We start from the raw sequence: 22,387 nt of genomic DNA, 5'->3' as shown, positions 1-22,387 counted from the left end.
CCTACTTTTTTTCTTAATGTGCAAAGTTTTAATGATAAATATGTATCGTTCATTAAAAAGTGTAAAAGGCTAATGACAAACACACCAGAAAGTAGGTAGAAATAGTGAAACCAATGCTGTTGTCACCTGCCATTGACATTCCGAAAGAAAAAGGATGGATGTACGAAACCAAGTTTGACGGGTTTCGCTGTCTTCTTCATTGGACGGAGGAAACTCCCCAACTAATTAGTCGGAATGGTAAATCGTTAAATGAGCAGTTCCCAGAAATTATTTCATTCTGCCGTTCTCTCTATTCCCAAATAAAAGAATTATTGCCGTTAATTCTTGATGGAGAAATTGTTTTTCTACTTAATAACTTTAAAAGTGAATTTAAACATGTGCAATTACGTGGGAGAATGAAAACAAAGAGTGTAATAAACAAGCATGCTAATAATTTCCCATGTCATCTTGTAGTTTTTGATTTGATCAGTATTAAAGGTGAAAATCTAAGTGACCAATCTCTTCCAAGAAGAAAAAAAACATTACAAACATTTTTTAAGCAGTATTCGTTACCTACGTGCGTTATGTATAAAAACTCGAAACGTCTACAAGCGGTTGACTCTTATGACAACAGTGAACATTTATGGAATAAAATCGTACTTTATAATGGAGAAGGTCTAGTTGCCAAGAGAAAAAAAAGTTTATGGGAAGCAGGTAAACGGACATCTAACTGGTTAAAAATTAAAAATTATCGTTTTATTTCTGTCTGTTTAACGAAATATGATAAAGCAAATGGGTATTTTCATGGGGCTGTTTATAAAGATGATCAGCTTTTAGAAATTGTTGTTTTCCGACATGGCTTATCAGAAGAAGAAGAGGATACATTATTCACTTTTTTTCAACAAAATGGTCAAAAAACTTCGACGAGTGTATGGGAAATTGAACCCTCTATTTGTGTAGAAATTGCCTGTATTGATTTTGATGGGAAACAATTGAGGGAACCGCGATTCCATGCTTTTAATTTTCAATTAGAACCAAGTGAATGCACTTGGAAATTAGTATTACGCCAACTCCATCCATTACCACCAAGCTTTAATGTGACAAGTCTTGAGAAACCACTCTGGCCGCAAATACATGTTGATAAGGATGATTACCTTCTGTACTTACAAAAAGTAGCTCCTTATCTTCTACCGTTCTTACAAGAACGGCTATTAACCGTCATTCGCTATCCTCATGGGTCCGCTGCAGAGCATTTTTATCAAAAACACTGTCCAGACTACGCTCCTAGTTTTGTTGAGACGGAACTTGTAGAGGACATTAACTACATTCTATGCAACAACCTTGAAACCCTGTTATGGCTAGGTAATCAACTTGCCTTAGAGTTTCATATTCCTTTTCAAACACGAGATACAAATAAGCCAACTGAGATTGTTTTTGATTTGGACCCACCATCAGTTGAAGAATTTTCATTAGCGATAGAAGCAACTTTACAAATGAAAGCCATTTTTGATCAATTTAAGCTAGAATCCTTTGTTAAGACGTCTGGTGGAAAGGGAATACAACTTTACATTCCTTTACCCGAACAACAATATTCTTACGAACAGACTCGAATATTCACGGAGTTCGTTTGTCAATTTTTGTGTGAACAACAACCAAAGTGGTTTACAACAGAACGTCTTAAGAAAAATAGAGGCAATAAATTATACCTTGATTACATTCAGCACGATCAAGGAAAAACAATTGTTGCCCCATACTCACCACGTGGAAGCGTATTTGGACAAGCGGCAACCCCTTTACTATGGCAAGAGGTAAACGCAGCGTTAAAACCATCTATGTTTACTCTTCCTGCTGTTATTGAACGCCTAGAGAAACAAGGAGATCCTTTTCTGCACTTACGACAAGTCAACGAACAACCTTCGTTTGGAAATGTGTTAAAACAACTAAATGAACTTATTAGATAAAGGAAAGGAGTCACCAAGGAAAAATCGTTCCTTGGTGACTCCTATATTTCTAGTTAATCCACTTAACAATATCACCCATCGGTTTCCTCGTTTTCGAACGTGGTTCAACTGCTCGATAACCAAATGCAACCATAACCGATATATCAAATGAACCATCTTCTAGCAGTCCCTTTTCTTTTAGAAAGGTATGAACAAGATTGTAGTTGAACCCTTCAATTGGACAGGAATCGACACCAATTTGAGCAGCTGCCGTCATCATATTTGCTAATGCAATATAGGTTTGTTTTGAGGACCAATCAAAAATGGTTCGCTCACTCTGCAATAAGCCAAATTTTTCTTGAAAATTTTTATATCTTTCCGGAATCTCCTTTAGAACATCTGCGGGGTACTTCTTTACTGTCCTTAAGTGCCGAGCGATATATTCCGAATCAAATTTTACATCTTTGATCGTTCGTGCAAGTATTATAACAAAATGACTAGCTGTTGGGAGCTGTCCTCCTGCTCCCCAAGCAATGTCTCTTAGCTTTTCTCTCCATTCCGTATTCTGAACAATAATAAACTTCCAAGGCTCTATCCCTATAGAGCTAGGTGATAAGCGTCCAGTCTCTAAAATAAACTTAAAATCTTCTTCGGAAATTTTCTTATCCGGATCAAATGTTTTTGTCGCATGTCTATAATGAAGCGCGTCTAGTACTTGTTTTTTTACATTTTCTTTATTCATCTTTCCCTCTCCATTTCTTATTTTAGGAAGGATGGTACCATACCTTAGAAAAGAAAACAAATGAGTTGTATTCCTTTACCCTTCACGGCTCATCACTGCCTGCGCTAACAACACTGCTGTAATTCCAGCGGTTAATTTGCCTACAATCATTGCAAAGACCATCTCTTTTTTCATTCCTGCTACAAACCCTAAGTGACCACCTAAAACAAATGCTCCACTAACGGCAAACGCAACGTTAATTACCTTCCCTTTTGGCTCCATATCTTTATATATAGCTAACATTGGAATAACGTGAGCCACGGAAGCAATTAAACCAGTAGTTGACATCTCATTTATTCCTAATCTTGAACCCATTTTCAGTAAATTTTTCTTAAATACGCTACTAATAAAAGTCACCATTGGAAAGGCGCCTGCAAGGATAATTACGATCATACCGACAATTTGAATTCCTTCATTGAGTGGGGTCATATTGGGAATAAGAACGAAACCTGTTAGAGTTTCAACAATGATGGCAGTTAAACCGATAATGGCTATAATTTCGATTGCCTTTCCAAGAATTTCAAACCCTCTTATCATTTTAACCGTTGCCTTCCATAGTCCAAGAGCAATAAATAAAGATAGCGCCATTGTTGGAATTAGATTGGCCATTACGACTTGCATATCAAGCTTGGCTACAAAACCACCTATTAAACAACCTATTGGAACGGTGATTATTCCAAGTAGTACACCTTTTGCAAAATAACCGTGATCTTTTTTATCAATTATTCCCAATGCGACTGGTATTGTAAAGACGATAGTAGGTCCCATCATGGTTCCTAAAAATACCCAAGAAAAAATTTCAGCATCAGGACTCCTAGCCATTTCAACAGCTAAGGCATACCCTCCCATATCTAATGCTAAAATCGTATTAGCAAATGCTGCAGGGTCCGCTCCCACCAGACCGTAAATAGGAGCAATAAAAGGCGTTACTAGCTTGGCAATCACAGGTGCTAAAGAAACGATTCCAACCATTGCCAGTGTTAATGGCCCCATTGCCATAAAACCATTTGTAAAACTTTCTCCTAACCCCCATCTATTTCCCAAACATTTATCGATCGCACCTAAAACTAAAAAGAAGACCATTATGTAAACAATGATATCGTTTATCCCCATGTTCTAGCTCCTAAAATGAATTCAGCATTTCACCAATCAAATTTCACATGAACAAAGATTGCTATTATTTAATCTAAACACATTTTTCGCGAAATTTCCACACTTACCCAGTCGCATTTGAGGACATTTGCATACTGTGTATTAACCCTCCTTTTGAAAGGTGGTATCGATATGGGTTACTACGGTCCTTGGTACGGAAGTTATGGATATTGTTGCCCTCCTACACCTAGGCGAGGTTCAGGTTTTGGCTTTGCTCTCATTGTAGTGCTTGTCATCCTGTTGATCATCCTTGGTGCAAGTTGGTTTAGGTAACGTCATAGAGCGCCTGTAAAAGGGCGCTTTTAGTACTGAATAACCAAACTTAATACAAGTTAATGCTAAGTGTACCTATCTAAGCTTGAGCTTTTATTTAGCTACTTCGAAAGATCAATCTTGTTCAACTCTTACAAATCCAATTCGTTTCTTAAATTGTAATAAAAAGAGTGTCACATCAAGGTCCTCACTAATTTGAGAAGTCAATTGGTTATGTTATAGTATGGATGGATGTAATCTATTCAAATACTATTTAGGAGGGCACTTAAATGAGCGTACATATTGGTGCAAAACAAGGTGAAATTGCTGAAACAATACTTCTTCCAGGAGACCCTTTACGAGCAAAATATATTGCAGAAACGTTTTTAGAGGATGCTGTTTGTTATAATGAAGTAAGAGGAATGTTAGGCTTTACTGGTACATATAAAGGAGAGAGAATTTCTGTTCAAGGAACAGGTATGGGTGTTCCTTCCATATCCATTTACATTAATGAATTAATGCAAGAATATAATGTTCAAAATTTAATCCGTGTTGGAACATGTGGTGCTATACAAAAGGATGTTAAAGTAAGAGACGTTATTTTAGCTATGAGTGCTTCAACTGATTCACAGATGAATCGTCTGACATTCGGTGGCGTCGACTATGCTCCAACGGCTAATTTTGATTTATTAAAGAAAGCTTATGATGTAGGAGTAGAAAAAGGGTTAAATTTAAAGGTGGGGAATGTATTTACCGCAGATATGTTCTATAACGACAATGGCGAACTTGAAAAATGGGCAAAGTACGGCATTTTAGCCGTTGAAATGGAAACAGCCGCTCTTTACACGATTGCAGCGAAATTCGGCCGAAACGCGCTATCAGTTCTGACTGTAAGTGATCATATTTTAACTGGTGAAGAAACCACTTCAGAAGAACGCCAAACGACATTTAGTGATATGATGGAAGTTGCTTTAGAAGCTGTCATCAAGAAATAAGAGAAATGAAAAAGACCGGTCACCGACTGAACAATGTTTCGGTGGCCGTTTTAATTTAGCATCTTACTACCTTTTGTTTAATAAATGTATATAATAAACGCCTCCCTGATATACTAACTTTGAAAACTTACAAAGAGGTGATTAGACATGACACAGAACACGAACAACAACAACCTTTTAGTAGCAGGAGTAGAAGAAGCATTAGATCAAATGAAATATGAAATTGCCACAGAGTTTGGGGTACAGCTTGGAGCTGATACGACTTCTCGTGCAAATGGTTCAGTTGGTGGAGAAATCACAAAACGTCTTGTTCAAATGGCTGAACAACAGTTAAACGGTTCAAGATTCTAAATAAAAATTAATTTTTCGCCCACACTCACTCCATTAAAAAAGCATCTTGGATTTTATAAATCCAAGATGCTTTTTCTATCTATCATACTAGCCTAATTTCTCCTGAGAAGCTGGTTTAATATGCAGTTCAGAACATGGGCCGGCTTGAAGCATGTAACTACCACCATCATGACCAAGGGTTTCTTTTACTCCTTTAGCGATATTGATAGCAGAGTTTAAGTCAATGCCTGTTTCCATTCCCATCTCATGAAATGAATGAACGAGATCCTCCGTAGCAATATTGCCAGATGCACCTGGTGCATATGGACAACCTCCTAATCCAGCAATAGAGCTATCAAAATGGATCACTCCTTGTTGAAGCGCTGCCACAGCATTTGCTAAAGCCATTCCTCGTGTGTTATGAAGATGCATTGAGAAGGTCATCGCAGGAAATTGTTCCTTAAGATTTCCTAATAAGTTGTACACTTGCACGGGATTCGCCATTCCAGTTGTATCAGCAAGCGAAACCTCATCTATTCCCATTTTAGTATATCGATCTAATATTGCTACAAGACGACTTAAAGGCACATTTCCCTCGTACGGGCAACCGAATGCTACTGAAATCGATCCTCCAACTTTTACTCCTCTTTTTGCAGCCACTTCAATGATTGGCTCTAATTTATTTTGAGCTTCTTCACTAGTACTGTTAGCATTAGAAAGACTATGAGCATCAGTTGCAGAAAGCATCAACTTTAACTTTGTAATTCCAGCATCAATGGCTCTTTCTGCTCCTTTTACATTAGGTACTAAAGCTCTAAACTTAATCCCTTTAAGGGCTTGAGATTTTCTTACTACTTCTTCTGCATCCTTTAATTGAGGAATTGCTTTAGGATGAACAAATGACGTAATCTCCATTGATTTAACACCTGTTGATGCAAGCTCTTTAATAATACGTAGCTTAGTTTCTGTTGGGATCCATTCCGTCTCTGCTTGGAATCCATCACGAGGAGCCACTTCACAAATTTCTACTTTTGAAGGTATTATAAGCTGTTTTAATTCATTCATTAGATAATCCCCTTTTCTTTTAAGTTTGCTAAGTCTTCAGCGGTTAATCCAAGACTTGTTAACACTTCTTCATTATGCTCTCCAAGTTCTGGTGCGCGGTGACGAATCGCCCCAGGTGTTTTGGAGAATTTAGGTACTACTCCTGGAACTTTAATCGTACCAAGTCGTGGATGTTCGACTTCAACAATATTCTCTCTTGCTTTATACTGCGGATCTTTAAAGATATCTTCAATCGTTAAAATGGGGCTTACTGGTACACCAAATGAATCTAATTTATCTGTTAATTCTTGTTGTGTTAATTGTTTAATCCAATCTGAGACAATTCCTTGAACGTCAGCATCATTCTTCAAGCGTTCTGAGTTGGTATAATAACGAGAATCCTCTAACATATCTGTGCGCTCCATCGCTTCAGCTAATCTGTTGAATGTTGAATCTGTGCTACACACTAGTACAACAAACTTGCCATCCTTTGTTTCGTATGTGCCCGCCGGACTTGAATGCCCCGCAAGTCCAGGACTTCTTTCTCTTACTTTTCCATTTTGATCGTACTCAGCTATTAAGAACTCTAACATACGGAAAATAGATTCATATAAGCCCATCTCGACTACTTGGCCTTCCTCATCATCATTTACCTCTTGGCCGTAAAGGGCACTCACTGTCGCAAACGCCACATAAATGCCTGTAATGTAATCAAGTAGTGAATAAGAAGGACTTACTGGTGGACGATCTGGATACCCTTGAATAGCTGTATGACCACTAAATGCTGTCCCTGGAGTTCCAAAACCAGCCTTTTCTTTGTAAGGACCTGTTTGACCATAACCAGACACTCTAGTCATAATTAGTTTAGGGTTAACCTTTTTTAATTCCTCATAACCTAGTCCCCATTTTTCTAAGGTTCCTGGTCTGAAATTTTCAATGAGTACATCCACTTTTGCTATTAACTTCAAAAAGATTTCTTTTCCCTCTTCAGAGCGAATGTCTAATGTAACAGATTTTTTATTACGAGCTAATCCAGGCCATCTTAATGGCTCCGTCCCTTTCCAAGGACCTACCGTCCGAAGGGTATCACCCTTACCAGGTAATTCAACCTTTGTAACTTCTGCACCTAAATCTGCTAGTAGTGTCGCACCAAACGGAGCTGCAATCATTGTAGAGATATCTAATATCTTCACACCTGTTAATGGTCCAAAACTCATTTTTTTCATTTGTTTGCACTTCCTTTTAATGTAAATTTAATTAGATTACTTTTCACGATCTCCTAAAACATGATCACGAATATGTTTTAAGTGATCAAGTGTAGCCTCAACTGCTTTTTCCGCGTCTCTTTGTTTTACCGCCTCTAAAATAGCTCTATGCTCACTTAACGATTTAAGATAACGAGATTCTGAATGCAGTGTCTGCTTTCGAACTTGACGAATCATATTTAAATTTGACTCCATCATCGAGACAAAAACAAAGTTTTGAGTAGCCTCTGCCAAAGCTAAGTGAAAACTGCTATCTGCTTCTACATGCTCCTCAGGGTACTTTAATTTTTCCTCCATTTTTGTCATCACATCTTCAAGCTTACTTATGTTTTCACTGGTTGCTCTTTGACTAGCTAATTCTGCCACCTTTGGTTCAAGTGCTTCTCTGGCTTCTAAGAAGTAAATAATGGCGGTTTTTTCTAACATATCAACTGTATTAAATTGATACTTTAAGGTCAAAGTTTGATCAACCCGTTGGATAAATCTCCCACCACCTGGTTTTGAAATTATAATTCCTTCTGACTCTAAAACTCTGCATGCTTCTCTTAACGAAGTTCGACTACACCCTAAACTTTCAGCTAATTTACGCTCTGCAGGTAGTCTATCACCCGGTTGTAATTTTCCTTCGTCAATTAACTCCAATAGCTGTTGGACGATTTTCTCATATAGTCTTTCACTTCGTACAGTTGAAAAATGTGAATGGGTCATAGTTATCCACTCCTAAAGAAGTATAATTGGACTATTGGGTAGTCCAATTCTTATTAAATAAATTATATAAAATAAAACGTCTGTAGTCAATCAAAACGAGGCCTTCGTTTAAAAGAATCTTTTCCTAATAAAAAAAGTTGTCCCCAGTATTTCCGGAAACAACTTTTTTATTATTTAGTTGATTTTTTAATAATATCAATAACTGTTCTCAATTCGTCTACCGGGATCTGACCTGGAGCAGAACTATTTTGCCCCATACCAAATGTAATCGTGGAACCAAAAACGAATCCAAACATTCTAGTAATTGCACCATATTTCCCCATCGAAATGGTCACTAATGGAAGGTCAACCATTTTTTGAGCATCTTGTGTTGTCTGTAATAAAAGTAAAACATCATCTAATTTTTTAGACATTACAGAAATTTTCACTAAATCGGCCTCAAATGTCTGTGCAGCAACACATTTCTCTAAAAGGACAGAAGATTCAGGCGTATATTCAAAATTGTGGTAAGATAATATAAATTTGACATTATGCTTATTAGAAATCGTTCTTAAATATCTTATATCCTCTTTATTATTAACTAACTCATAGTCAATAATATCGACTTGTTTCGTAGAACAAACATCCTCTATTAGTTTGATCTTTGCTGGTTCGGTTAAAAGAATTGGATTTCCACCTTCTTTTATCGAGCGAATGGTAAAGAGAATTGGAATATCCTCCACATGAGTACGAATAATGGAGAGCATTTCAACTACTTTTACAGTATCATCTAAATTTTCAAAAAAATCAGCACGCCATTCAACCAGATCAGGCTTCTTTCCTTTTGCAGCCTCTAATTCAATGAGGAGTTCACTTTTATTTTTACCGACTAAAGGAATACAAATTTGTGCATTGCCTTCCCCTAATTCTATACCTCTTACTTTAACATTCTTACTTTGAGCAACCTTCCCGTTCATGGCCTAACTCCCCCTCGTTTATCTGAATAAATTTCTTATGAGCAGCTTCTCTCTATCACATTTTAAAAATAGTTCCTCTAATAATAAAGGAACTTAGTCCTTTTTAGCAACCTAAAATTCTGTCATTTTATATTTTGCATTAACGATTACGCTTTCGCGCTTTTAAGCTTTTATGTACTAAAGTTTAATGCAAATATGAAAAATTAGCAACCTTTTATAAGGAAATCTTTCATTTATAATAAAAAAACTCTCCTATTAAATTAGGAGAGAATAATATATCCATGAAGAAAAATCAAGGGTTAACCGTACTAGTTCTTGGATGTGCCGCGAAATAATCTTTTGCAGTTTCTAAACAATGTCTTGCAAATTCTTCATAACCTAATTCTTGCGAGCGCTTCAAATTCGGAAGTTCTATCGCATAAGGCATCTCAGGTAAGCGATTAACGATACTAGCTACATCAATACCACCTTCACCAACATATAAGCGTTCCTCTCTCAAAATACGAACCATTTCGTCCGCCGAGGTTGGAATAGTTGAGGTGGCATCACAAAGATGAAAATAATGGAACCATTCACGCGGAATTGTGTCAAGCTCTTCTATTTTGTCTTTTGAACGATGAAAGTGATGCGCATCAATCATGAGACCGGCGTTCTCTTTTTTGGCAGCATGCAGGACTTCAAGCGCTCCTTTTAGATTTTTAACACTCGCTATTGGAACAAACTCTAAATCAATCGTAAGTCCAAAGGGTTCGGCTAAATCACATAGTTCTTGGAAACATTCAATTGCAAAGTTACGATCATCTGTCCAAATGCTACTAAGCACATGTTTTCCGCCAAGCTCAGCTGCAACTTCAAAAGCTGGGAGATACTTTTTGGGATCAAGACCTTCATAGATTCTTGCCAATTCTATATCTAGAACCTTCACTCCCGTCTCAGAAAGAGCCGCTTTCGTTTCCTTCATCATTTGCTTGTTTTCAGCTAGTGCATAATTAGGCTCACCTGGGAGTCCCATAAAAATAGGCCGCAAACTAACAAAATCATAACCTGCTCGCGCTGCAATATAAATTAACTCCGGCGGTGAACAACCAAGTGCAGTAAGATGAGCTAAAGAAAATTGCTTTGTCATTTCTTTGTTCCTCCAATCGTGTTAACCTCTACCATTGATGCAGAAACATCACACTTACAGGGATAAATGATTACCTAAAAGAGAGGGATGTTTTGTTTCTAGACAAATTCAAGAGTCCTAACCTAAGTCGCTAGGACTCTTGAAACATGTATCAAGTAGTTACGTGGTGTACTTTTTTGCCTGGTGAATAAATGTCCATGATATTCCAGTGACCCGAAGTAGGAGTTGGGTTATTAATCATAGCTACATCAATCACTACCGGCTTATTCATCGCAATGGCTTTTTCAAGAGCTGGCTTAAACTCTTCAGCAGAGTTCACTTTGATCCCTTCAATTCCATAAGCTTTAGCAATCGTTGCATAATCCGGTGAATAGTTTTCACCATCAATTTGGAAAAGCGTTCCTAGCGTTGTACCGAAATGGGCTTTTTGTAAGCCGGCGATTGTACCAAACGCAGAATTATTCATGATGACCCATACAACAGGAATGTTTTCTTCTTTAGCTGTCGCAAGAAGTGCTGGGTTTTGTCCAAATCCACCATCACCTACTAACGATACAACCACTCGATCTGGATTTGCTACTTTAGCTCCAAGTGCAGCTGGTGCTCCAAAGCCCATTGTTGCAAAACCACCAGGAGTTAACACTGAACCTGGTGTGTAAATTGGAAACTGCTGCCCAACACCATTTTTATTCCAACCAACATCAGTAGTGATGAAAGCATCTCTAGGAAGTACTTCACGAACTTCACTTAAAATACGTTGTGGTTGCATTGGAAAAGCATTGTCCGTAACGAATTGTTTATTGCTGTTAATAAACTCTGCACGTACTTTAGCAATTTCTTGCTCAAGTAATTCATTTTTTAACCCGTCTGGGTAAAGTTCTTTTGCTACACGATTAATGACTTTTAACGCTTGTTTTAAATCCGCAACAATTCCCATTTCAGCTGGATAATTTCTTCCGATCTCACTTGGGTCGATATCAATTTGAATCAGTTTAGTATTTGGAATATCAAACGTATATTCAGGTTCCCATGAACTACTGTCCGCTTCAGCAAAGCGCGTTCCTAGGCCAAGAATCCAATCTGCTGTTCTAGTTTTCTCGTTAATAAATTTAGTTCCCCAGAAACCAGTCATACCTAATGTCAATGGATGATCATCAGGAAGCACACCTTTCCCCATTAGAGAGTGAGCAACTGGAATACCTAAGTGATCCACTAATTCTTTTAATTCTTTCGCTGCATCAGCAAGGACGACTCCTCCACCAGCGTAAATTACAGGATTTTTCGCATCGACAAGTGCTTGAACAACTTTTTTCGCTGTAACATCATCAATAGATGGCTTTTCAAGTTGTTTTGTATGATGTTTCACACGGTCGAAGGTGCTTTCTTCAACTTCTTTCGAGAAGATATCCATTGGTACAGATACTAATACTGGTCCTGGGTTACCGCTCTCAGCCAATTGGAAGGCTTTTTCGAGAATCTCCGCAACATGCTCTGGACGCTCTACTCGCCAAGCACGTTTTACAAACGGCTTATAAACGTCAACTTGCGCAGCATCAGAATGTAAGTTAATTTCTTGGTGTGGATGCTTGCCATAGTAGTGACTAGGAATATCCCCTGCGATTACAACCATTGGAATGGAGTCAAGTGCTGCATTCGCAACACCTGTTGCTGCATTTGTAAGTCCTGGTCCAACATGGCTTAACACGACAGAAGCCTTTTTCGTTACACGTGCATAACCATCTGCAGCTGTTGATGCAATTTGTTCGTGACGCACATTAACAAAACGGATAGAACTTTTTTCAAGCTCCGTTAATACAGCAATATTTGTATGTCCACAAAGACCAAAGATATGTTCTACACCGCGATCTTCAAGGTATTTAACCATTAAATGCGAAACTAGTTTTTTCATTTTATTGTTCCTCCTTGAAATTTAAAATAATTTTTCCATATTTTCCAGACACTGCATCATCATACGCCTGTTCATACTCTTTGAAAGGCAAAATTTTAGAAATAACTGGTTCAGCATTAAAATTTTCCTGAGCTAAGTATTTGACACTTTTCTCGAAATCCATAGGGAAACTATAAATAATCGAACCATGAATCGTAATTTCCTTCCGAACAATGCGAACAATTGGCAAGTTAGCTTCAGGTGCCATTCCAACGAGAACAATGTCGCCACCAGGTTTTACGATGTCAATGGCTTGAATTACAGCAGGGCCAACTCCAGCGGCTTCAATGACAACTTCAAACTCGTTTTCAGAAACATCTGTAGGTAAAGCAGACTTTAAACCAGCGAAATGATTCTCTGCTTTAGCTAACTTTTCCTGATTAATGTCTATCGCCGTTATATTAGCACCTAAATAATGGGCTAATGAAATGGCTAGCATCCCTTCTGTTCCACAACCAATAATTGCGACAGAAGTCCCTTTTGAAATTTGGACTTTCTCAAGTGCATGAACAATGACGGAAAATGGTTCAATTAAAACAGCCTGTTCATCTGTAATATAATCTGGCACCGGCATAATGAATCTTGAGGAGATGACAAATTCTTCTGAGAATCCACCGTCCATATTTACACCGAGCGAACTTTTATTAACACAGATGTTTTTTTGGCCTTTCAAACAATATTCGCATTCGTCGCAAAACGTATTAGGTCCAACGACAACTCTCGTCCCGATCTCGTAACGGCATAATTCCCCTGTTTCAATGATCGTTCCAAGAAGTTCATGACCTGGGCGAACTGGATAAGTTGCATGAGGAATTTTCCCATTGTATACACCAACATCTGATCCACAAATTCCTGCATGGATTAATTTTATCTTTACTTCATCATCTTTCAGTGAATGGACAGATGGGAACTCTTTTAATTCGAGCTCTTTTGGATTTTTAAGATACAGTCCTAACATTTTCTTCACCACAGCCTTCTTTGACATCTCTCCCCTTTTAGTAAGGGGAGAGATGTCATCAATTATTCAGGTAGTCTAAGCACGATCATTTTCGTTTCAGTCATATCCTCAATCGCATAACGAGGGCCCTCACGACCAATTCCGCTATTCTTTACGCCGCCATACGGCCAATGATCTAAGCGGAAGTTAGAAGATCCATTAATCACAACTCCACCTACTTCAAGTGCATGTGCTACTTGGTAAGCAACATCCATTTTATTTGTAAAGATTCCAGCTTGAAGACCGAATGACGAATCATTCGTTTCTTCAATTGCTTCTTCAATAGTGTCATAAGGAATGATACCCACGATTGGTCCAAATACTTCTTGACAGACAACATTACTAGTTTTAGATGGATTTAAAAGTAACGTTGGTTCTACTGAAGCACCGTTTCTTTTTCCACCTGTTAATAGTGTTGCGCCTTCTTTAATAGCTTCCTCAATCCACTGCTCAATGCGAAGCGCAGAATTTTCGTGAACCAATGTACCTACATCTGTATCTGGTAGCAATGGATCGCCCACTTTAAGCTTTTGAACTTCCATTTTCAAGCGTTCTGCAAATTCATCTACAATGGATCTATGCACATAGATTCTTTGAACAGAAATACAACTTTGTCCTGAATTGCTAAAGCCTGTTTTCGCGCAAATGTCTGCAGCTCTTTCTAAATCAGCATCCTCATGAACAATCGTCGATGCGTTTCCTCCAAGCTCAAGTAACACTTTCTTCATTCCTGCAATTTTACAAATGTTCTTACTAGCAATCGTTCCACCTGTGAAAGAGATAATATTAACACGGTCATCTTTAACAATTTGTTGTCCTGCTTCAACGCCACCAAGTACCATATTTACAGCATTTTCTGGTAAACCAGCTTCTAATAATAATTTAAGTAATTCTGTAGCAATTAGTGCTGTCTGTGGTGCTGGCTTTAAAATCGTGCTATTACCTGCTGCAAAAGAAGGGCCTACTTTATGACAAACCAAGTTTAATGGCGCATTAAATGGTGTGATTGCTGCAACAACTCCTGCTGGCACACGGAAAGTCGTAGCAATCGCTTTAGCTCCTCTTTCTGAAGCATCACCTGGTAATGTTTCACCTGTTAAACGTTTAGCTTCTTCGCCAGAAAGCTCCAACGTTTCAATGGAACGAGCAACCTCATCTAAAGTATTTTTTAGAGGTTTACCTAGCTCAAGGGAAATCAATTTAGCAAAACGTTCTTTTTCTTGTTCTAAAAGAGCTGCTGCTTTTTTTAATATTTTTGCACGGTCATAAGAAGAGATTTTTGCAATTTCCTTTTTAGCCACATATGTTGCTGCCAATGCATCTTCTACATCTGCTGGTGTTGCAAGGAATTGTTTACCAATCACTTCTCCAGAATAAGGACTTTTCATTTCCATAACTTCGCGCTCAGAAGAGATCCACTCTCCATTAATGAAAGGTTTTGCTTCCATAATAGTCATAACTTATCACCTGCTTCTTAAAATTTGTGAAAACGAATCTAGTAGATCGATCTAATGATTATACAAAAAAATAAACACTTATGTTATAATTAGATCGATCTAAAATATAACATTATGTCTGTAAACGTTACCATGATTTTACGATAAATCTGATACTTTAGCAATACTTTTTTGAAAATAATCTTACATTTTAGATTAATTGCTTCTGGATATCATTTTGCTCAAATCCTATTTAGCTTCTTTTATTTATAGACCTATTTAAAATAGATTAAAGAAAGGATTCAACAGAATGCTCATATTTATTTACTCGTTACTTGTCCTCTTGTATATAATCTCAAGATTTATTAATGATCCATTTTTGTCATTTACAATTGGATTAGTCGCTGCATTGTCACTAGTAATCTCATTTTTATTTTCTAGAGGTCTTTACCGAAATTCCGGTCTTGTTTTCCTTATTGTTGGACTTATTTTATTTTCACAAAATGACCTACCCTGGTACCAGCTATTCTTTTATTTTGAAACGATGCTCGGTGTTCTTTCGTTATTCCTCGTTTTACCTTTTATCAATTCGCTTATTCGTGTCGGCAAATATGATAAAAATCTGAGTACATTTTTAGAACAAGGTGTAACTAAATTGAGCAAATTATACAAAAGAAGTTTTCTTGTGACTCATCTTCTAGGATTATTCCTAAATATTGCTACAATACCTTTATTAGCAAAGTCTTTAAAATCAACATTGCATCAAATTCCTACGAAAACTACAAACAAATTCTATTCACAAAATTTGTTACGAGCATATGCATTGTGTCTTACTTGGAGTCCAATGGAAGTCATGGTCAGCACTTCCCTCGACATTACGAATACAAGTTATTTACAAATTTTCCCGATCGTCATTTCCACTGCCCTTATTGCAATTGCAGCCGATTGGATTCTTTCGTCTCACAAATTCACAGAGGAATTATCAATCATTCCTCCTAGTCAAAGTATTTCAATGATAAAAATCAAAAAGAAGATTTATGAAATGCTCCTATTATTAGCTGTCTTAATTGTGCTCGTTTCTATACTGCAATCATCTCTTAATAAGGGTTATTTATTTTCAATTATTGTACTTATTATTCCTGTTTCAATCGGATGGTCTATCATAATAGGTAAATTCAAACGATATTTTCAGATCACGATCCCACATTGGAAGGAACGAACAAACGGCTTGTCTAATTACTTTTTTATGTTCCTAAGTGCAGGTTTATTTGTAGATATGTTGTCTTTATCAGGACATCTTATGTTTCTACAGTTAACTTTTATTCATTTAGCTGACAAAACCTTTCTGCTATACGTTGTGATTGCTTCTTTCTTTTTAATCACATCATTAATCGGATTTCATCCACTAGTTTCAATTACGCTTATTGCAGAACTATTAAGTCCAATCGTATTTGGAGTATCCAATGTAGGACTTACAGTTGTATTAATTGCGTGTAGCTTGGCCACTGTAATGTACAGTCCATACAATTTATCTGTCTCTATCTTGGCGGAGCAAATAAAAATGAACCCCTATAAACTAGGATTATGGAATTTACCTTTTGCTCTTTTCTATATTTTATTGAGTATAAGTGTGGCTTATTTTATAAGTTTATTTTTCTAAAATTCCAACTATTATTTTTACATGTCAACCAATCTATATTATACTGTTTATAATCCTAATAAATTGAAAGAGAGCTTTAAAATGACTAACACTAATTTATCTCCACGTGAAAAAAGTATTGTCTTTATTGGTTTTATGGGCGTTGGTAAGACGACAATTGGAAAACTTGTTGCACAAAAGCTTTATCGTACGTTTATAGATATAGATCAAGAGATTGAAAAAGAATACAACATGCCCGTTCCAGAAATTTTTAATTCGATTGGCGAAAAAGCTTTTCGCGAAAAAGAAAAAAGTATGGTTTCAACTTTTTGTAATCAAAGATTAAAAGTAATATCACTTGGTGGCGGTGCGTTCTTACAAAAAGAAATTCGCGAACTTTGTTTAGCAAATTGTATCGTGTTTGCTTTAGATATCTCTTGGGATAGCTGGAAAGAGCGGTTAAATATTATTATTGATAACCGTCCCGTATTACAAGGCCGCTCTATTGAAGAAATAGAGGAACTATTTTATAAAAGAAAAGAAATCTATGCGACTCATAACTCTAAACTAACAACAGATAATTTAGACGTTGAGGAAATTGCAGACTATATTACAGATTCTTTAAAATTAGCTTGGGATTTATATGATAATTAATTAAGCAAATCAAAAAAGCTGAACCAATTGGTCAGCTTTTTTGATCTCTTTAATTAGAAACTATTACGTACTTTGACGAACAACTAATTCTGGTTGTAAAATAATTCGCTTTTGCTCACGTTCTTGATCAGCAATTCGTTCATGGAGAAGTTTCGCAGCTTCAGTCCCAATTAGCCTTGGAAAAGATGAAACGGTTGTCAATGGTGGACTATAGATAACGGTTTCCTGAACATTATCAAAACCGACTACGGCCATATCTTCTCCAGGGACTAAACCTGCTTCTTTTAGCCCCTGCATCACACCTCTAGCAACAAAATCATTAAAACAAAAAGCGGCTGTTGGTGGGGTCTCTAAAAGTAGAGCTTTAGTAACAGCGTGAACTCCACCTTCTCTTGTAACCGTATTTTCTATTATTAATGATTCATCAATATCAATTCCTGCCTCTTCAAGAGCCATGTAATAGCCTATTTTGCGTTCTTTCCAGGCTGAAGATTCAGAGGACCCTCCTAAAAATGCAATACGACGGTGTCCCTTCTTAATTAAATGCTCGACAGCAAGCTTAGATCCCTCTCTATAATCAATTCCTACATAATCACACTGTAGCTCTTTTATCTCTCTAACTGCGAGTACAATAGGAATATTCAAGTGACTTATTCGTTCAATCGTCTCTTTTGAACTATCCGAAACTGGACACAGAATGACTCCACCTACTCTATGTTCAAGCATCGTCGAAAGCAGCTTTTCTTGCTTTTTATCGGAATCAAACGTCGTTCCTAAAAAAACAGTATAGCCATTTTCTTCAAGTGCATTATGAACACCAACTAGTAAATCAGAATAAAACGGATTGGCAATATCTGTGATAATTAAACCTACTGTTGTCGATTGCTGTGACCTTAGATTAGCAGCTACTCGGTCATAAACATAACCTAATTCTCGAATCGATTTTAACACTTTGTTACGAGTGCCCTCTGAGATATTTGGACTATTTCTAACAATTAAAGAAGCGGTCGCACGAGAAACACCTGCATGATTGGCGACATCTTGTAAAGTAACACGGGAGCCTTTTTTTCGTTTCATATACAAATCATCCACCAGTTTAAGGATTTTTTATTAACAATTAAACTCTTAAGTCTATTATAGGGGTCTTTCCTCCGACTGTCGAATCATTATCTCTAAACCGCTATCTTAAGACACTAATTAAATAAAGAGATAATTGCGGAACAAAAATAATAATGATTAAAGTCGTAAGCATTGCCACAAAGAACGGAATTATTGCTCTTGATATGGCCTCTATAGAAAGACCTGAAATTCCAGAACCTACAAACAAATTAACACCTAATGGTGGTGTGATGAAACCAATAGCTAAGTTAACAACCATGATTATCCCAAAATGGATTGGATCTATTCCAATATTCATTGCAATTGGTAATAAGATTGGTGTTAAGATAATAATTGCTGCTAAGGTATCCATAAAACAACCGACAATTAAAAGCAACAAAGTGATTAATAAGATAATGATAATTGGATTTTCTGAGATTGATAGCATTACATCTGTAACCATTTGCGGAATTTGCTCAATGGTTAATAACCTTCCGAAAGCTGTAGCTGTACCTATAATAATTAAAACCGTTGCTGTCGTTAATGCTGAATCGGCAAATATCTTCGGTAATTCAACTATCTTCAACTCTCGATATAGAAGCAATGATGCGACTAATCCGTATACTACCGCAATAACAGCAGCTTCTGTAGGTGTGAAGACTCCACCATATATACCACCTAGAATAATGACAGGAACTAGTAAAGCCCATTTTGCATCCCAAACTGACTTTAGGAAGCCTGACAAAGTACTTTTCTCTTCTGTTCCTTTATAACCCATTTTTTTTGAATAAAGATAAGCATAGATCATTAAACCAACAGCTACTAAAATGCCAGGAATAACGCCTGCAATAAATAAGTTACCGATTGAAACACTGCCAACTACACCATAAATAACCATAGGTATACTTGGAGGAATAATAACACCAAGCGAACCAGCCGCACATACGACTGCTGTTGCAAATTTCTTATCATAACCTTGGCGCACCATAGCAGGAATCATCATTCCACCGATGGCAGCTACCGTAGCCGGTCCTGAACCTGAAATCGCTGCAAAAAACATACATGTAATAATGGTAGCGATTGCAAATCCACCTGTTTTATTTCCTACAATTGTATTTGCCACACGGAAAAGGCGCTCAGTCAAACCACCTTTTGCCATAATTTCCCCTGCCAAAATAAAGAACGGAACAGCCATTAAAGGAAAAGAATCTATCGAAGTTACTAATCCTTGTGCGAGAAAATCTAACGGTATTTTACCGCTATACATGATGGCTAATAGGGTAGCTACCCCTAACGATATACCAATCGGCACACTTAACAGTAGTAACAGCGCAAAGCTTCCAAATAATACAGTTGCTGTCATCCTAATACCCCCTACTCTTTCATCCCTTTATCAGTAATGATGTCTTGATTTTCTAATAGACGTTCTTGTTCTGTTTTCACATCAAATTCTTCGTTACCTAATAACGTACGAATCAGCTGAATGAGCTGTTGAATTAAACGAAATGCTGTTAGACCCATTCCAATAGGAGTGGCTAAATACACAAGCCCCATTGGTAATTGAAGTGCTGGTGATGTCTGACCAAACGCAAGTAGTCTACTAGCAATACTGTAGCCGTATATAATAACAAACACCGCAAATCCTAAGAAAATTAAATTTGCAATGATATTTAGCACAACTTTCCACTTGTCTTTTAGTAAGATAAGTATCACATCGACTTTAATATGGCGTTGCTTTTTCACTCCATAACTAATTCCTACATAGACAAGCCAAATAAAACAATATCTGGCTAATTCCTCAGACCATGCAAGTGATGATCCTAGTACATATCTCATAAATACTTGCATGAAAATAGCCGTAACCATAACTACTGAAAAAACAACTAAAAACACTTCCTCAATATGCTTATCTAGCCATCTTAATACTTTCATACGAATACCTCTCTTCCAGTAAATATCTATTAAGTAAAGAAAAACAAAACTATATATCTTTGCCAATTATAGGGTTACCATCACACTTTTTCTTTTTAGAATGCCTTATTAGCTAACACAATGATCGCTTCACTTTTTAGGACATTGGCAGTTTTCAATCGTACTTAGATAAATACTTTTGTTCATCTTTAATGACCGTATAGTATGTTGCACATTATCGTTAGTTTCAAAGTATAAGAGTTTAGATCTCAAGAAGATTCCTCTTCTCGAGATCTCTTAATTTACTTATTGAACAGCATCCAATAGCTGATTTACAAGATCTTCACCAATCCTAGATGAATATTTTTCATATACAGGTTGAACTTTTTCAAAGATTTTTTGTTGTTCTTCAGCTGATAATTCAGTAATAGTCATTCCATTTTCTTCTAAGAAATCATAAGCCTCTAACTCTTCTTGTTGGTTTAATTCACGTTGATAATTTCTTGCTTCTTCTGCTGCCATTGTCATAATTGCTAGCTCATCTTCTGTAAGTGTATCCCAGAACGCTTTACTAATCATAAATAAACTAGCATTGTAAATGTGTCCAGTTTTCGTTAAAAATTCCTGAACTTCATAAAAGTTAGAGGTCGTTACATTTCCTACAGGATTCTCTTGTCCATCTACAACTCCTTGTTGTAAACCAGCAAAAAGCTCAGTGAAAGCCATCGGCGTTGGGTTTGCTCCTAGTTCACGCCACATATCAATATGCAAATCATTTTCTAGCGTTCTAATTTTCAGTCCTTTAATATCTTCCAACGAAGTGATTTCTCTTACATCATTCGTCATATGTCTGAATCCGTTTTCCCAATAATTCAGACCAATCAATCCTTGTTCAGGTAAATCATTTAATAAATCAACACCAATTGGACCATCTAATACTTCATAAGCTATGTCTGTATCAGAAAATAAAAATGGCAGATCAAACATGGCAAAGCGTGGTGCAAATTGAGCAACTGGTCCAGTTGAAACTGTTGTCCCCTCAATCGTTCCTAATTGAAGTCCTTCAAGAACTTCACGGTCTCCACCGAGTTGGCCATTAGGGTGTACTTCTACTTTAATAGAGCCATTGGTTTCACTTTCAACAATTTCTTGAAATTTGTATAAGCCTTTAGTTAAAGATCTCTCATCTGGTGTTACAACTGCTAGCTTCATAACTTTAGCTTCTCCTGTAGCTGCTTCTTCACCATTTTGGCCAGATGGCTCTGCACTTTGTCCACCACAGGCAGCAAGAGCTAACATACTTGCTAAAGATAACGTTGTCAATAATTTCTTCAAATTAACCCCCCCTTAATAGTATAAAAATTTCAACAAATACTAGATAGCGCTTTCAATCTAACCGAAATTTTTTTAATAAGGAAACATTTCCACTTATAAAGTTTCTGTTTTCTTATTATTGATAATCCCCCTTTAAGGTTTATATTAGATCGATCTATTTTTGTTTTTAGATCGATCTAAACTCTAAGGTAATTCTACTCAAAAACAAAAGAAATAGCAATAGTGAAATTTTCTAAACTCTTAAATTTTTATAATAATTATCATTTCTCTTCTTAAATTAATTATGTTAAGAACTCTACTACTTTACTTAGAGCTTCATTATAATCTGATCCGATCGTTCGGACTGTGATACGATCATTATTTTTCAGCTGTAAAGTAATTAACCCTAAAAAGCTTTTAAGATTTACTTCTATTACATTGCCATTCACAATTTTCTTTAAATAAATTTCTGCCTTAAAATGTTGAACTAATTTACTTAATTCTGTAATCGTTTGCTCTTCCGAAATATGAATGCTTATTTGCTTAGAAGCTGTTTCACTCATTTGGTTACCTCCTTATGATTTATCATCCTTTTAATCGTTACTATAATCGATTGCTCATAATAAAGTAAATCATTTTCCAAAAAAAGACGAAACATAAGTTAGTCTCGCCCTATTTGCCTACTAAATTATTTAGATTCTCTAGATAGATCTCTTCCTTCAGCACCTACTGATGTACCCGTAATAGTATTGTCGTTCTGATTTGCCCCCTCCTTTTTTACTCCATTTGCTCCTTTTAAATACCTCGATTTATGTTTTTGCTGGACATGGTTAAATTTATCTAAGTCCTGATTTATCATTGA

22 protein-coding genes are annotated in these 22,387 nt (G+C 36.7%); 6 read left to right on the top strand and 16 right to left on the bottom strand.

Annotation, left to right across the window (positions count from 1 at the left end; all coding sequences use genetic code 11):
- Positions 1-104 precede the first annotated feature (104 nt).
- The gene (locus tag PQ474_RS00620) at positions 105-1,940 is read left to right on the top strand and encodes a DNA ligase D (RefSeq protein ID WP_273839604.1); all 1,836 of its coding nucleotides are present in this window, start codon (positions 105-107) and stop codon (positions 1,938-1,940) included.
- A gap of 49 nt (positions 1,941-1,989) precedes the next feature.
- Here the strand turns inward: PQ474_RS00620 and PQ474_RS00615 are convergent, their stop codons facing one another.
- Together PQ474_RS00615 and eutH are read right to left on the bottom strand one after the other, a co-directional pair.
- Positions 1,990-2,661: an NAD(P)H-dependent oxidoreductase gene (locus tag PQ474_RS00615; protein ID WP_273839603.1), complete on the bottom strand. Its 672-nt coding sequence runs from the start codon at positions 2,659-2,661 to the stop codon at positions 1,990-1,992.
- A 75-nt stretch (positions 2,662-2,736) separates the two neighbouring features.
- Positions 2,737-3,813 (bottom strand): ethanolamine utilization protein EutH, encoded by a 1,077-nt coding sequence (eutH, locus tag PQ474_RS00610; RefSeq protein ID WP_273839602.1) that lies wholly within the window; start codon positions 3,811-3,813, stop codon positions 2,737-2,739.
- A 171-nt stretch (positions 3,814-3,984) separates the two neighbouring features.
- Here eutH and PQ474_RS00605 point away from each other — a divergent pair, with 171 nt between their 5' ends.
- The 3 genes from PQ474_RS00605 to PQ474_RS00595 all read left to right on the top strand — a co-directional run bounded on the left by PQ474_RS00605 (position 3,985) and on the right by PQ474_RS00595 (position 5,450).
- Positions 3,985-4,125 (top strand): YjcZ family sporulation protein, encoded by a 141-nt coding sequence (locus PQ474_RS00605; protein WP_337956291.1) that lies wholly within the window; start codon positions 3,985-3,987, stop codon positions 4,123-4,125.
- A 269-nt stretch (positions 4,126-4,394) separates the two neighbouring features.
- Entirely contained in the window at positions 4,395-5,099 is a 705-nt protein-coding gene (gene deoD, locus PQ474_RS00600; protein WP_273839601.1) for a purine-nucleoside phosphorylase, read from the top strand.
- A gap of 147 nt (positions 5,100-5,246) precedes the next feature.
- The gene (locus tag PQ474_RS00595; RefSeq protein WP_273839600.1) at positions 5,247-5,450 is read left to right on the top strand and encodes an alpha/beta-type small acid-soluble spore protein; all 204 of its coding nucleotides are present in this window, start codon (positions 5,247-5,249) and stop codon (positions 5,448-5,450) included.
- A gap of 87 nt (positions 5,451-5,537) precedes the next feature.
- On the opposite strand, the gene PQ474_RS00590 is transcribed toward PQ474_RS00595, so the two are convergent.
- The 8 genes from PQ474_RS00590 to PQ474_RS00555 form a co-directional block, all read right to left on the bottom strand.
- A complete protein-coding gene (locus PQ474_RS00590; protein ID WP_273839599.1) occupies positions 5,538-6,494 on the bottom strand; it encodes a hydroxymethylglutaryl-CoA lyase in 957 nt (318 codons plus the stop codon).
- Entirely contained in the window at positions 6,494-7,699 is a 1,206-nt protein-coding gene (locus tag PQ474_RS00585; protein WP_273839598.1) for a CaiB/BaiF CoA transferase family protein, read from the bottom strand. Before PQ474_RS00585 ends, PQ474_RS00590 begins: the two co-directional genes overlap by 1 nt.
- A 36-nt stretch (positions 7,700-7,735) precedes the next feature.
- On the bottom strand, positions 7,736-8,446 hold the full coding sequence (locus PQ474_RS00580) for a FadR/GntR family transcriptional regulator (RefSeq protein WP_273839596.1): 711 nt from the start codon (positions 8,444-8,446) through the stop codon (positions 7,736-7,738).
- 170 nt (positions 8,447-8,616) lie between these two features.
- Complete coding sequence (gene aroD, locus PQ474_RS00575; protein WP_273839595.1) at positions 8,617-9,402, bottom strand: type I 3-dehydroquinate dehydratase; 786 nt, start codon at positions 9,400-9,402, stop codon at positions 8,617-8,619.
- A gap of 292 nt (positions 9,403-9,694) precedes the next feature.
- On the bottom strand, positions 9,695-10,528 hold the full coding sequence (locus PQ474_RS00570; protein WP_273839593.1) for a sugar phosphate isomerase/epimerase family protein: 834 nt from the start codon (positions 10,526-10,528) through the stop codon (positions 9,695-9,697).
- A 151-nt stretch (positions 10,529-10,679) separates the two neighbouring features.
- Positions 10,680-12,437, bottom strand: a complete 1,758-nt coding sequence (locus tag PQ474_RS00565) for a thiamine pyrophosphate-binding protein (protein WP_273839591.1) — start codon at positions 12,435-12,437, stop codon at positions 10,680-10,682.
- A gap of 1 nt (position 12,438) precedes the next feature.
- Positions 12,439-13,461, bottom strand: coding sequence for a zinc-dependent alcohol dehydrogenase (locus PQ474_RS00560; protein WP_337956289.1), 1,023 nt, complete (start codon positions 13,459-13,461; stop codon positions 12,439-12,441).
- A gap of 35 nt (positions 13,462-13,496) precedes the next feature.
- Complete coding sequence (locus PQ474_RS00555) at positions 13,497-14,930, bottom strand: aldehyde dehydrogenase family protein (protein ID WP_273839589.1); 1,434 nt, start codon at positions 14,928-14,930, stop codon at positions 13,497-13,499.
- A gap of 289 nt (positions 14,931-15,219) precedes the next feature.
- On the opposite strand from PQ474_RS00555, the gene PQ474_RS00550 reads away from it, so the two are divergent.
- Positions 15,220-16,569, top strand: coding sequence for a hypothetical protein (locus PQ474_RS00550; protein WP_273839585.1), 1,350 nt, complete (start codon positions 15,220-15,222; stop codon positions 16,567-16,569).
- An 81-nt stretch (positions 16,570-16,650) separates the two neighbouring features.
- Positions 16,651-17,202: a shikimate kinase gene (locus PQ474_RS00545; RefSeq protein WP_273839583.1), complete on the top strand. Its 552-nt coding sequence runs from the start codon at positions 16,651-16,653 to the stop codon at positions 17,200-17,202.
- Positions 17,203-17,265: 63 nt separating this feature from the next.
- On the opposite strand, the gene PQ474_RS00540 is transcribed toward PQ474_RS00545, so the two are convergent.
- The 6 genes from PQ474_RS00540 to PQ474_RS00515 form a co-directional block, all read right to left on the bottom strand.
- Positions 17,266-18,279 carry a LacI family DNA-binding transcriptional regulator gene (locus tag PQ474_RS00540; RefSeq protein WP_273839581.1) on the bottom strand — a complete coding sequence of 338 codons (1,014 nt, stop codon included), beginning with the start codon at positions 18,277-18,279 and terminating at the stop codon, positions 17,266-17,268.
- 103 nt (positions 18,280-18,382) lie between these two features.
- Entirely contained in the window at positions 18,383-19,663 is a 1,281-nt protein-coding gene (locus tag PQ474_RS00535) for a TRAP transporter large permease (protein ID WP_273839579.1), read from the bottom strand.
- A gap of 11 nt (positions 19,664-19,674) precedes the next feature.
- Positions 19,675-20,232 (bottom strand): TRAP transporter small permease, encoded by a 558-nt coding sequence (locus PQ474_RS00530; protein WP_273839577.1) that lies wholly within the window; start codon positions 20,230-20,232, stop codon positions 19,675-19,677.
- 285 nt (positions 20,233-20,517) lie between these two features.
- Positions 20,518-21,546, bottom strand: a complete 1,029-nt coding sequence (locus tag PQ474_RS00525) for a TRAP transporter substrate-binding protein (protein ID WP_273839576.1) — start codon at positions 21,544-21,546, stop codon at positions 20,518-20,520.
- A gap of 281 nt (positions 21,547-21,827) precedes the next feature.
- On the bottom strand, positions 21,828-22,088 hold the full coding sequence (locus tag PQ474_RS00520) for an HPr family phosphocarrier protein (RefSeq protein WP_273839574.1): 261 nt from the start codon (positions 22,086-22,088) through the stop codon (positions 21,828-21,830).
- 125 nt (positions 22,089-22,213) lie between these two features.
- On the bottom strand, positions 22,214-22,384 hold the full coding sequence (locus PQ474_RS00515) for a hypothetical protein (protein ID WP_273839572.1): 171 nt from the start codon (positions 22,382-22,384) through the stop codon (positions 22,214-22,216).
- Positions 22,385-22,387 lie beyond the last annotated feature (3 nt).

Origin of the sequence: Halalkalibacter alkalisediminis (genome assembly GCF_028610705.1) — a bacterium.
GTDB classification, from domain to species: Bacteria; Bacillota; Bacilli; order Bacillales; family Bacillaceae_D; genus Halalkalibacter; species Halalkalibacter alkalisediminis.
Note: the sequence above shows the minus strand (reverse complement) of the source record. Positions and strands in the feature narration are given on the sequence as shown.